This is a genomic window from Roseibaca calidilacus (assembly GCF_001517585.1).
Lineage (GTDB): Bacteria > Pseudomonadota > Alphaproteobacteria > Rhodobacterales > Rhodobacteraceae > Roseinatronobacter > Roseinatronobacter calidilacus.
In genome coordinates this window covers 1121329-1133408 of sequence record NZ_FBYC01000004.1, presented here as the reverse complement: position 1 = coordinate 1133408, position 12080 = coordinate 1121329, and the positions used below count along the sequence as shown (strand labels likewise).

12 protein-coding genes are annotated in these 12080 nt (G+C 64.6%); 7 read left to right on the top strand and 5 right to left on the bottom strand.

What is annotated here, in order from left to right; all coding sequences use genetic code 11:
* Positions 1-65 precede the first annotated feature (65 nt).
* Positions 66-557, bottom strand: a complete 492-nt coding sequence (locus AWT76_RS09075) for an ureidoglycolate lyase (protein ID WP_072246068.1) — start codon at positions 555-557, stop codon at positions 66-68.
* Positions 558-606: 49 nt separating this feature from the next.
* The gene (puuE, locus tag AWT76_RS09070; protein WP_072246067.1) at positions 607-2022 is read right to left on the bottom strand and encodes an allantoinase PuuE; all 1416 of its coding nucleotides are present in this window, start codon (positions 2020-2022) and stop codon (positions 607-609) included.
* A gap of 158 nt (positions 2023-2180) precedes the next feature.
* Between puuE and uraH the strand changes: the two genes are divergently transcribed.
* The 3 genes from uraH to AWT76_RS09055 are packed head-to-tail and all read left to right on the top strand — an operon-like array spanning position 2181 to position 4940.
* Complete coding sequence (gene uraH, locus AWT76_RS09065) at positions 2181-2537, top strand: hydroxyisourate hydrolase (protein WP_072246066.1); 357 nt, start codon at positions 2181-2183, stop codon at positions 2535-2537.
* A 56-nt stretch (positions 2538-2593) separates the two neighbouring features.
* Entirely contained in the window at positions 2594-3766 is a 1173-nt protein-coding gene (locus tag AWT76_RS09060) for a glycosyltransferase (RefSeq protein WP_072246065.1), read from the top strand.
* Positions 3767-3797: 31 nt separating this feature from the next.
* Entirely contained in the window at positions 3798-4940 is a 1143-nt protein-coding gene (locus AWT76_RS09055) for an HPP family protein (protein WP_072246064.1), read from the top strand.
* Here the strand turns inward: AWT76_RS09055 and AWT76_RS09050 are convergent.
* Positions 4937-5845, bottom strand: coding sequence for a LysR family transcriptional regulator (locus AWT76_RS09050; RefSeq protein WP_072246063.1), 909 nt, complete (start codon positions 5843-5845; stop codon positions 4937-4939). The genes AWT76_RS09055 and AWT76_RS09050 overlap by 4 nt on opposite strands.
* A gap of 106 nt (positions 5846-5951) precedes the next feature.
* Between AWT76_RS09050 and AWT76_RS09045 the strand changes: the two genes are divergently transcribed.
* Positions 5952-7181: a urate hydroxylase PuuD gene (locus AWT76_RS09045; RefSeq protein ID WP_072246062.1), complete on the top strand. Its 1230-nt coding sequence runs from the start codon at positions 5952-5954 to the stop codon at positions 7179-7181.
* Here the strand turns inward: AWT76_RS09045 and AWT76_RS09040 are convergent.
* Positions 7139-8047, bottom strand: a complete 909-nt coding sequence (locus tag AWT76_RS09040) for a hypothetical protein (RefSeq protein WP_072246061.1) — start codon at positions 8045-8047, stop codon at positions 7139-7141. The two genes, AWT76_RS09045 and AWT76_RS09040, sit on opposite strands and share 43 nt — an antisense overlap.
* Positions 8048-8137: 90 nt before the next feature.
* On the opposite strand from AWT76_RS09040, the gene AWT76_RS09035 reads away from it, so the two are divergent.
* Positions 8138-8752, top strand: a complete 615-nt coding sequence (locus tag AWT76_RS09035) for a LysE/ArgO family amino acid transporter (protein WP_072246060.1) — start codon at positions 8138-8140, stop codon at positions 8750-8752.
* 323 nt (positions 8753-9075) lie between these two features.
* On the opposite strand, the gene AWT76_RS09030 is transcribed toward AWT76_RS09035, so the two are convergent.
* Entirely contained in the window at positions 9076-10206 is a 1131-nt protein-coding gene (locus AWT76_RS09030; RefSeq protein WP_072246059.1) for a leucine-rich repeat domain-containing protein, read from the bottom strand.
* A 158-nt stretch (positions 10207-10364) separates the two neighbouring features.
* On the opposite strand from AWT76_RS09030, the gene AWT76_RS17145 reads away from it, so the two are divergent.
* Together AWT76_RS17145 and AWT76_RS09020 are read left to right on the top strand one after the other, a co-directional pair.
* Complete coding sequence (locus tag AWT76_RS17145) at positions 10365-10709, top strand: Mov34/MPN/PAD-1 family protein (protein ID WP_072246058.1); 345 nt, start codon at positions 10365-10367, stop codon at positions 10707-10709.
* Positions 10675-11982, top strand: coding sequence for a DNA-packaging protein (locus tag AWT76_RS09020; protein WP_072246057.1), 1308 nt, complete (start codon positions 10675-10677; stop codon positions 11980-11982). The genes AWT76_RS17145 and AWT76_RS09020 overlap by 35 nt, the downstream gene beginning before the upstream one ends.
* The last annotated feature ends 98 nt before the right edge of the window (positions 11983-12080 follow it).

The window sequence follows — 12080 nt, the reverse complement described above, 5'->3', positions numbered from 1 at the left end:
TCCTCCTCCAAAGACATGACCGATCCTGCCGCCAAGGCGGGTGTGCCGGTCGGGTAGGGCTGTGGTCAGGCGGTGCGCACCTCCCACGGGGTGGTGAACCAGTGCTCCTCTAGGTTCGGGGGGGGGCCGATGCGGTCGATAACCGCGAATAGCCCCGGCGCGGCTAGGGGTGTCAAAACCCCGTGCCAGATGTTGCGGTGCAGGTTGATGGCCTGCGCGCCGGTGGTGATGAAGGCTTGCGGCCTGCCCGGGGTGCCGTTTTCATCCGGCGCCACGACAACCAAAAACGGATTCTGGTGCAGCGGGATGAAGGCTTGCGACCCGTCCGGGTGGCGTTCGACCATTGCCAGCGCAAAGGGCAAGGCGCAGGGTTCGGCGTTGAACATGGAAATCCCCGCGCGGCCATCTGCCCCGAAATCGAGCGTTGCGCGGTCATGAAAGCGCGCGCACAGCCCTTGGTTTATCAGCTTGTCGGGCGCGCCGGTGGCGTCCAGCACATCGCCATAGGGGGCAAAGGCGGCGGCGTTTAGGGGGTGGGCAATCAAGACCTGCGTCATGTCCGGCCCCCGCCGCGCTGCCCTGTCTTGTCTGGGCACGATGGCGCGATCATGGCAGCAGTTCCGCCAGCCGCAGCGCGGCAATCCGTTCGACCTGCGCGCAGGCGGTGGCGAATTCGGTCGCGCTGTCATTGTCGATGCGGCTGTGGAACGCGGCTAGAATGCTGTCCTTGGTGTTGTCGCGCACCGCGATGATGAAGGGGAAGCCGTGTTTTTCGACATAGGCCGCGTTCAGCCGCTGGAAGGTGGCGCGTTCTTCGTCGGTCAGGGCATCGAGGCCCGCGCTGGATTGCTCTGCCGTCGACTCAGCAGTCAGCCGCTTGGCGGCGGCCAGTTTGCCCGCAAGGTCCGGGTGCGCGCGCAAGACCTGCATCCGCGCCTCCGCACTGCCCGACCGGAACGCGCGCGCCATGGCATTGGCCAGCCCCGTGGCGCTGTCATGCGCGGGGCCAAGTTCAAGCGCATGGGCGGCTTCGGCCACCCAAGGCGAATGTTCATAGATGCCGCCGAATTTGGCGATGAAGGTGTCGCGGTCCATGGCAGAGGGGCGCTCGATGCGCTTATGCGGGTGCTGCGCGGCCCAATGCGCCGCGATCTGCCCGCGCGTGGCGAACCAGACGCCCTCATGCGCCATGGAGTGGTCCAGAAACCGCATCAGCCCCGCGATCTTGCCCGGACGCCCGACAAGGCGGCAATGCAGCCCGATGGACAGCAGCTTGGGCGCGCCCGCGTGCCCTTCGTCATAAAGCGTGTCGAAGGCGTCTTTCAGGTAATCCTCGAAATCGCGCCCCGTGACCCAGCCGGGCGCGGTCGCAAAGCGCATGTCATTGGCTTCCAGCGTGTAGGGCAGGATCAACTGGTCGCGGGGGCCGAATTCCATCCAATGCGGCAGGTCATCGTCATAGGTGTCAGAAATCCAGTCGAACGCTCCAGTTTCAGCCACCAGCCGCACGGTGTTGACCGAACAGCGCCCGGTATACCAGCCGCGCGGGGCTGCGCCTGTCACTTCGGTATGCAGGCGGATGGCCTCTGCAATCGCGGCGCGTTCTTCCTCCTCTGGCATGTCGCGGTGTTCGACCCATTTCAGCCCATGGCTGGCAATCTCCCACCCGGCGGATTGCATGGCCGCGACCTGTTCGGGGCTGCGCGCCAGCGCGCTGGCCACACCAAAGATGGTCACGGGCAGGCCCCGGCCCGTGAACAGCCGGTGCAGCCGCCAGAACCCGGCGCGCGCGCCGTAATCATAGATCGATTCCATGTTCCAATGGCGCTGGCCCGGCCAGGGCGCGGCACCCGGAATGTCGGACAAGAAGGCTTCGGACGCGGCATCGCCATGCAGCAGGCAATTTTCGCCGCCCTCTTCATAGTTCAGCACCAGCGAGACGGCAATTTTCGCCCCGTTCGGCCAAGCGGCCTTGGGCGGGGTGGCACCATAACCTGTCAGGTTGCGTGGGTATCGTTGCAAGAGAGCCTCCGATCTGATGATTATGTGTTAATACGGAATAATCATTTCCGCTTTCTGGAATTTCTTGAAAGACCTGCGCGCGCCGCGCAAGCCCGCAGGCTGGTATTTCGCGCGTGTTTGCGCCTAGATGCGGGAAATCACCCCAACTGGAGGGCATAATGGCCGGATTTCTGACCACCCATGTTCTGGACACCGCGCGCGGGCTGCCCGCAGCGGGGCTGGAGGTTGTGCTCTATCGGCTGGACGGGGCAGAGCGCCATGAATTGGCGCGCATGACCACCAATGCCGACGGGCGCACGGACAGCCCGATCTTGCCGCAGGACCGTTTCGGTCCGGGCCGCTATGAACTGGTTTTCGCGGCTGGCGCATATCTGCGCGCCACCGGGCAGGCCGGGGCGGACCCGCTGTTTCTGGACGAGGTGCCGATCCGCTTCGGCATGAGTGACCCGGACAGCCATTACCATGTGCCCCTGTTGCTGTCGCCCTTCGGGTTTTCCACCTATCGCGGCAGCTAAGGCGCTTGACCGGCCTTGCCCGCTTGCGCATAGCTTGCGCACAGGCGGGAACAGGCATGACAGGCAGATTGGTCATATATTCCAGCGCTCCGGCGCAGCAACGCGCCGATGGGCTGTGGCTGGACGCGAAATTCGTGCAGGGCATGGAACGGCATGTGGCCGAATGGCCGGGGCCGGTTTCTGTGGTGTTGCGCGATGCGGGTCTGCCTTTGCCTTTTGGCGTGCATTGCCCGCCGGGGTCGCTTGGCTTTGATCTGGCGATCGTGCCGCGCAGGGCCGCGGTCGCGCCGCATCTGGGGCGGGATGTGGCGCTTTTGGCGGCAGCGGCGGATGACCACGAGGCGCTGGATTTCCCCGCCTTGGCGCAGGCGCTGGGGGCCAAGCTGGTCTATGTGCTGGAATACACCTTGGGCACGCGGCTGCGCATTGTCTGGATGGACCGCACGCGCAACCCATTGCGGCGCGCACGCTCTGCGCTATGGACCTTGCAGCAGGAACGCCGCCTGCGCCGGGCCTTGCGCGTGGCAGATGCGGTGCAGTTCAACGGTTACCCGGCCTACGACGCCTATCGCGGGCTGGTGCGCGATGCGCATCTCTATCTGGACAATCGCCTAAGCGCCGCGATGCTGGCCACCGCGCCAGAGATGACTGCCCGCGCCGAAAGGCTGCGTTCGGGCGCGCCCTTGCGGCTGATCCATTCGGGCCGGTTGGAGCCGATGAAAGGCGCGCAAGACCTGCTGCCGGTGATGGATGCGCTGGCCACGCGCGGGGTGGATGCCACGCTGGATATTTACGGCACGGGCAGTCTGGAAGGGGATATACGGGCGGGGCTGGACCGTTTCGGCGGGCGCGTGCGGCTGCACGCTCCGGTCGATTTCGCGCGCGAATTGGTGCCGATCAACCGCAGTCGGGCCGATGTGTTCCTGTCCTGCCACCGCCAGTCAGACCCGTCCTGCACCTATCTGGAAGCAATGGGCTGCGGCTTGGCGGTGGCCGGGTTCGACAATGCCATGTGGCGCGGGGTCCAGACCCGCAGCGGCGGCGGCGCGCTGGCGCAGTTGGGCAATGTCGCCGCGCTGGCCGATGTGGTTGCGCGCTGGCACCATGACCGCGACGCCTTGATTAGGGCCTGCGGCCATGCGCGTGCCTTTGCTGCCGATCACGAATTCGATGGCGTGTTTTCCGCCCGCATGGCGCATTGGCGCAAGGTGGCGGGTTTGGCGGGATAGGCGCCAAAGGCACAGACAGGGGCAGATCGACATGTGGAAATCCCTTGGCCCGGCGATGGCGCGCGTTACCCCCTTAGAGGCCCTGCGCGCCAGTTTCGGCGCGCTTGTGGCCATCGCGCTGATCGCGGTGTTCCTGCTTGCGCCAGAGATTGATACGGAATTTGGCCTTTATCTGGTTGCGCCTTTCGGGGCATCGGCGGTGATGGTCTTTGCCATTCCCAACAGTCCGCTGGCCCAGCCATGGTCTGTGATCGTGGGTAATATGCTGGGCGCGCTGATTGGCGTGGCGATGTGCTACCTTGTGCCGGATGCGTCTTTGCGCGTGGCGCTGGCCGTGGCGGGTGCGGCCTTTGCCATGGCAATGCTGCGCGCCTTGCACCCGCCTGCGGGCGGGGTGGCCATGGCCGCCGCGCTGCACCCTGAAGAGGTTTTCCCGCTGGGTTTTTGGTTCGTGCTGACCCCGATCGGGCTGGGTGCTGTGTCGCTGGTTGCGATGGCGGCAGTCTATGCGCGGCTGACTGGGCGGATCTATCCGTTTCGCCAGTATGAGGGACCGGACCGGCGGGCGGGCAATGTGCAAGGCGTCAGCGCCCGGCTGGGCCTGTCGGAAGGTCAGCTATCGGCGATCTTGGAGCGGTATCGGCAATCCTCTAACCTTGGCGCGGCGGATCTTGCCCGGCTGATCGGCGCCGCGCAGATGGAAGCGGCGGCGCAATTTGCTGGCCCGCTGACCGCGCGCGAGATCATGTCGCCCGACCCGGTGACAGTTGCGCCGGATACACCTTTGGGCAAGGTGGCAGAGCTGTTCCAGAAACACCGCTTTACGACCATTCCCGTAGTCGGGGCGGATGGGCGCTACATGGGCAGCTTGCACCAGATTGACCTGATCGCGCGCGCGGCGCGCAATGCAGGGGCGCTGAAAGGGCGGTTTGGCGCAGCCATGGCGCGCTTGCTGGGGCAGGGCGGCGCCACGCCAGAGGTCGCGCAGGACATCCTGCGCATGGGGGCGGATGGCGCGGCCCCAGAGACCCCCCTCGCCGCACTGTTGCCCCTGATGGCGGATGGAGAGGTCCACGCCGTTCCGGTCATAGATGCGGGCCGCGTGGTGGGCGTGGTGTCGCGCACCGATCTGGTCGCCGTGCTGGCGCGGCGCGCGGCTTTGGGGGCCGATTAATTGCCCGCCATAGCTGCGCGGATATGCGTGGCGATGAAATCGGCAAACAGCATCACCTTGGGGTCGCGCAACCGGCGGTGCGGTGTCAGTGCCGCCAAGGTCACGGGCAGGGGCGGCGTTTGGCTCGCCACTTCCACCAGCGCGCCGCTGGCCAGATGGTCGGCGACCTCGAAGACGGGTTTCAGGATAATCCCGCGCCCATCCAGCGCCCAACCGGTCAGCACGTCCCCGTCATCGGATTCGAATGGCCCCGATATCTTGAAGCGGCGCGGCCCGTCGGGCGTTTGCAGCGCCCATTGAAACTCTGTCGCGCCGGGAAAGCGCAGGGTCAGGCAATCATGCCCGTCCGCGACCAGCGCCGCGCCGTCGCGGGGCAGGCCACGGCGGGCGATGTAATCGGGCGCGGCGCATAGCACGCGCGGGCATTCGGCCAGCACCCGCATTTTCAGCCCCGAATCTTCGAGCGTGCCAAGGTGAAAGGCCAGATCCAACCCTTCTGCGGTCACATCCACCTTGCGGTCCGACAGGCGCAGGCGCAGGTCAATCTGGGGGTGTTCGTCCTTGAAGGCGGGCACATGCGGCGCAATTAGCCGCCGCCCAAGGCCCAAGGGTGCTGCCACGAACAGCGTGCCACGCGGCTGCGAACTGGCATGGGTCAGCGACGCTTCTGCCTCTGCCACGGCATCTAGCACGCGCTGCGCGCCGTCATAAAACAACCGCCCATTCGAAGTAGGCTGCAACGACCGCGTGGTTCGGTTGAACAGCCGCACGCCAAGGTGCTTTTCCAGTTCCGCCACGCGCGAGGATGCCACCGCAGGCGATGTGCGCTGGTCGCGCGCCGCCGCCGACATGCTGCCCAATTCATAGACACGCACGAACATGCGCAGATTGCTCAGATAGGCCATTGGTATTTTCAGGCTGCATTTGAAAGTGCTGGGTGTTTTATGGAATTAACAGAAAACGCCGCGCCGGTATAGCCTGCGGCGAGTGACCAACAGGAAAGGGGCCACCATGTTCGAACTTGCCGTGATCGGTGCATGGGCTGAATTCGCCGTGCGCTGGCTGCATGTGATCACCGCGATTGCATGGATCGGGTCGAGCTTCTATTTCATTGCGCTGGATCTGGGCTTGCGCAAGTCGCCCAGCCTTGCGCCGGGTGCGCATGGAGAGGAATGGCAGGTCCATGGTGGCGGCTTTTATCATATCCAGAAATATCTGGTCGCCCCCGACAAGCTGCCCGACCACCTGATCTGGCACAAATGGCAAAGCTACTGGACATGGATCTCCGGCTTCATGCTGCTGGTGCTGGTCTATTATGTTGGCGCGGAATTTTACCTGATCGACCTAGAGAAGATGGATTTGCAGGTCTGGCAGGCGGTGGGCATTTCCATGGCGTCGCTGGGGTTTGGCTGGGTGATCTATGACCAGCTTTGCAAATCCCGCTTTGGCGAGGACAACACCCGCCTGATGGTGTTCCTGTTCGTGCTGCTGGTCATCATGGCTTGGGGCTACACGCAGATGTTTACCGGCCGCGCCGCGCTTTTGCATTTGGGCGCGTTCACCGCCACCATCATGTCGGGCAATGTGTTCTTCATCATTATCCCGAACCAGAAGATCGTTGTGGCCGATCTGAAAGCGGGCCGGGTGCCAGATGCCAAATACGGCAAGATCGCCAAGCAACGTTCGACCCATAACAACTACCTGACGCTGCCGGTGTTGTTCCTGATGCTGTCCAACCATTACCCTATGGCTTTTGCGTCCGACTATAACTGGCTGATTGCAGGGCTTGTGTTTCTAATGGGGGTCACGATCCGGCATTTCTTCAACTCCATGCATATGGGGCAGGGGTATAAATGGTGGACATGGGGCGCGACGGCGGTGTTGTTCGTGGGCGTGGTGATCCTGTCGGTCATGGGCCAGCCCAAAGATGCGCAAGAAGAGGTCGCCAGCCTGTCCCCCAGCGCTGCACGCTTCATGGAAGATCCTGCTTTCGAAGATGTGTATTGGACGGTGCAGGGCCATTGTTCCATGTGCCATGCCGAGGACCCGCTTTGGCCGGGCCTGCACTGGGCGCCGAAAGCAGTCAAGCTGGAAACCGAAGCGCAGGTCGCCCGCGCCGCCCAAACCATCTACCTGCAATCGGGGATCAGCCATGCCATGCCGCCGGGCAGCACCGTGCTGATGGACGACTATGCCCGTCAGGACATCCGCGACTGGTATGAGCGCGTGACCGGGTCGTGACCGTTGGTTGTAAATTCGGCCAACGCGGCCTGATGCCCCAGCCCAAAGATCCAGCCTTCTTCCGGCAAGGTCTTGGGCGGCGGCGGGGCAAACAGGGCGTTTAGCCGGCCCGCCCGCGCCATGCCGCGCAAAGCCTGTGCCAGAAGCGTGACCTGCGCCGCATCGCGCACCAAGGCCGGGTCGGCGCGGCGCACGGGTCCATCCACCAGCGCGGTATAGGTTTCGACCAGCACGATGGGGGTGTCGGGTGCCTGAAACGGCCAGACCGCCACCGCCGCACCAAACCGCGCGCGCAGTCGCGCCAGAACCGGCAGGCCAACAAGGTTCTGCGCGCCCACCGCGCCCGCGCCGGCCAGTTGCCAACTCGATTTCGGGTTCAGACCCTGCGCGCGGGCCAGATCTTCGGTCTGGCGAAACTCTGCCAGTCCGTCGGGCAGGGCGGGTTTGCGGCGGGGCAGGCCGGGCACCTCCAGCTTCGCGCCATTGCCCCAGAATGGGCCGCTGCCGGGGAAATGCCCGTTCGCCAGCGCCGCCACCTCGCGCAGGTTGTGGCGGTTGCTGGCGTCATCCTGAATGTGGCGCGCCAGCCAATCCCAGACCGCAAGCGCATGGGGTTGCCCGGCCACGACCGGCGCAAAACCTGCCGGAAAGCCGAAAGACAGATCGCAGGCCAGCAACAGCCGCGCCCCGCGCGCCAATGTGGCGTTAAACAGGGCGGCCAGCCGTTCGGCGGCCAGCGCCCGCGTGGGCAGGTTTTCGGCCTGCACCCCCTCTGGCCCGGCCAGACCCAGCCAGATCGAATCGCGCCCGCGCTTGGGCGTGCTGGCCGCCGACCAGTCCAGAACGGCGATGTTGTCAAAGCTCATGTTTGCGGTTTCGCTTTACCGGGGAATGCTTTAGCCAAAGCTGAGGCAAAGGGGTTTCATGTCAATGCATTACACTCTGGCAGCGCGGAAATGATTACACTTTCCGTGTTTCTGACCGGCCTTGGTGTTGGTCTTGGGCTGATCTTGGCCATCGGCGCGCAGAACGCGTTTGTCTTGCGCCAAGGCCTGCGGGGCGAACATGTGCTGGCCGTGGTTCTGGCCTGCGCGATATCCGACGCGGCTCTGATCGTGCTGGGTGTGACCAGCTTTGCGCGGATCGCTTTGGTGCTGCCATGGCTGGACCCGGTCATGCGCTATGCGGGGGCGGCGTTTCTGGGCTGGTATGGCTGGCGCGCGGCGGTCAGTGCGTTTCGGTCAACCGAAGCGCTGGTGGTCGCAGGCGGGGCAGAGGCTGCGCCCTTGGGCCGCGTGCTGGCCACCTGTCTGGCGCTGACATGGCTGAACCCGCATGTGTATCTGGATACGGTGGTGCTGTTGGGCACCATCTCGACCCGGTTTCCGGGTGCGGAATTCAGCTTTGGGGCAGGGGCCGTCATGGGGTCGTTCCTGTTCTTTTTCAGCCTTGGATATGGCGCGCGCCTGCTGCGCCCCTTGTTTGCCAGCCCGCGCGCGTGGCGGGTGCTGGACGGGCTGATCGCGCTGGTGATGTGGGGCATCGCGCTGAAGCTGGTCTGGATGGGGTGATCCCCAGCCAGATCGCGGGGCCGGAATGAGAAGCTGCGGCGCGATTGGGCGCAAGCTGGGGCGGTCAGACAGAGCAAAACCGTTGATGGGTTTTCGCTGTCGCCATAGCTGCGCGCCCTTTCGCGAACGCCAGTTACGGCATCAGGGCGTGACCCCATTCAGCACCCCGGCTGCTGAAACCAGCCCCTAAACCCAAGCACTGACGACCCCCCAAGCGAAATTTGGCACCGCCGCCTATGCGCTCTGGGCGGCCTTGCCTGCGTCCCGGGGGGCGTGCGCTCGCGGGGTGTCGCGCTGGGGCGTGATGAGTGTTTACGGATGTGTCAGCTTTTGGGCAAGCGTCCCATGGCGGTTAGAAACGCTTGAACCAAAGGATGCTCCACTCCAAGAAAATAGATCGCAGCGGTTGGCACACCGACAGTGGCTATTGAAACCGTGGCGGCTCCAGAAAACCATCCTGCGCTCTGCCTATACTTTGACCAGAACCCTTCTTTTTTCGCCAAAGCCTCTGCCGCTTCGCGTGCCAATGTTTCATCCGCAAGCTGGCGTGTCAGGCGGTCGACCAATGTTTCAAGCTGAGCGATCCGCAATTCCAGATGCGCGCGGTCCAATGGGTCCGATGGTGGCTCGCTATCTGGCGCGAGGTTGCGCAGAACCTCTGCAAAATCGAGCATTGTTTGGAACGGTTCGGCAAGCCTGTTACCATACGAGGCTGGCATATCTTTCAGCGCGGCTTCTATTTGAGTTGCGAAATTCTGCGCGCTGATACGTGTGACGGTCGCGCTATGGATCAGATGCTGGATTTGCGTTTGCGCAGTCTTGATCTTCTTCCGCTCTGGCACACCCCCAATCGGCTTGGGCGGGGAGCCATCCGGGGTGGCGGCGGGGGTGTAGGGGTCCGGCCAAGGCGGCAGGCTGCGCAGGTAGGCGAGGGTTTGGCGAGTGCGGTCCTGGGTGTCTTCGAGTTCGGCCAGTTCTGTTAGCTTGGCGTCGTGGTCGGCGGCAGGCGTGTTTTGGAAAGTAAGGCCGAGGATATCTGTCCTCAGCTTGTGCAAAGCTTCAATCGGGCGCAGGTCCGTGATCTGGGTGCTGTGGAGGTTGAGGCGCTTCAACCCCGTCAACCCAGCGAGGGGCGCGAGGTCCGTGATCTGGGTGTTGCAGAGGTCGAGGCGCTTCAACCCCGTCAAACCAGCGAGGGGCGCGAGGTCGGTGATCTGGGTATTGCGGAGGACGAGGGTCTGCAACCTTGTCAACCCAGCGAGGGGCGCGAGGTCCGTGATCTGGGTGTTGCGGAGGACGAGGGTCTCCAACCCCGTCAGTTCTGCAATCTCTGGCGGGAGCGTCGTCAGGGCGCGATAGTCTTCGGCGTCGAAATACAGCGTATCCCCAACAGTTGCCTTCACCCGCGCAATCTCGGCCCGTGCCGCCTCATACGCCTGTTCCGCCGCATCCATCCTTCAAATCCCCTGATCCAATCGCACCAGCATCCCCCAAACGGGGGCCACCCACAACCCCGCCGTGCGCTGCCCGAACCCGGTCTTCACGCCGCCCGCCTATCCTGCCCCCTGCGCCCAAGACGCGCCAAGGGGGACCAACAGCACAGGCAGACCGAATGAGCACACGCCACACGCCCCCGGAAGGGCCGACGCCGGAAAACATGGTGTCCTATTCCGAGCAGTTGCTGGCCCTCAGCATCGCGCGGCTGACGCGCTTGCTGGAAGGGTATGATGAGATCACACCGCAAACCGGGAAAGAGCTTGCCGAAGAGTTCCGCAGTTTGCGCAAAGCCTTGGAGATTGCCTATCATGAACGCGCCAATATTCAAAAGCTCAAGGGCATTGGGCCGGTCGGAGGGGCCGCTCTTGACCTGCACGCCGCCCGAGACGAGATCGCCCGCCGACTGGATCGCCTGCGCGCCGCCCATGGAGAGGGCGGCGTTTCTGGACAGCCTGAGTGAGAACGCTTTGGCCAGCTTGCCTTGGCTGTTTTCGTTCTGGGCCGCCCCGCACCAAGTGCCCCCTGCGGGCGACTGGCGCACATGGGTCTGCCTTGGCGGGCGCGGCGCAGGCAAGACTCGCGCGGGTGCTGAATGGGTGCGCAACATGGTTGAGGGGGCGAGGCCGTTGGATGCTGGTACCGCGCGCCGCGTGGCATTGGTGGCCGAAACCTATGACCAAGCGCGCGAGGTGATGGTCTTCGGCGATAGCGGCATTCTGGCCTGTTCGCCCCCCGACCGCCTGCCGCAATGGGAAGCGACACGCCGCCGTTTGGTCTGGCCCAACGGGGCGGTGGCGCAATGCTTCAGCGCGTCGGACCCAGAGGCACTGCGCGGTCCGCAATTCGACGCGGCATGGTGCGACGAATTGGCGAAATGGCCGCGCGCAGAAGAGACATGGGACATGCTGCAATTCGCGTTGCGGCTGGGCACGCATCCGCGCCAATTGGTCACGACCACGCCGCGCAACCAAGACACGTTGAAAGCAATCCTTGCCGCGCCATCGACGGTGATGACCCATGCCGCAACCGAAGCGAACCGCGCGTGGCTGGCCCCGTCCTTTCTGGCGGAAATTCGTGCGCGCTATGCGGGCACGCATCTGGAACGGCAGGAGTTGGACGGCGCACTTGTGGCCGATGCCGAGGGCACGCTTTGGCCGCTGGAACTGCTGGCGCGCGCGCGGGTGCGCGATGTGCCGGGGCTAAGCCGCGTGGTGGTTGCGGTGGACCCGGCGGTGTCCTCTGGCGCGAAATCGGACCTGTGCGGGATTGTCGTTGCCGGCGTGTGGGCAGAAGGGCCGCCCGCCGACTGGCGCGCTTATGTGCTGGAGGATGCATCCTTGCGCGCCTCTTCGCCCACGGCTTGGGCGCAGGCGGCCATAGACGCCGCGCGCCGCCATGGCGCCGACCGCATCGTGGCCGAGGTGAACCAAGGCGGCAACCTTGTGGGCGAGGTGCTGCGGCAGGTGGACCCGCTGGTCCCCTACCGTGCCGTTCACGCCGCGCGGGGCAAGGCGGTGCGGGCGGAGCCTGTGGCGGCTTTGTATGAGCAAGGCCGGGTGTTCCATGCCGCGCCCTTGCGCGAATTGGAGGACCAGATGGGGCTGATGACCGCGCAAGGGTTCACCGGCACCGGCAGCCCCGACCGGGTGGATGCGCTGGTCTGGGCCTTGCATGAGCTGATGCTTGCCCCTGCCGCGCGTTGGTCGCAGCCCAAGCTGCGCACGCTGGGCTAGCGCCGCGTTCATATCCTTTCGTTAGGGTTTGATCCATGCAGGCGGGGGGCTGTCTGCCCCCCGCGCCCCCCGAGGATATTTTTGCAAGGATGAAGGGG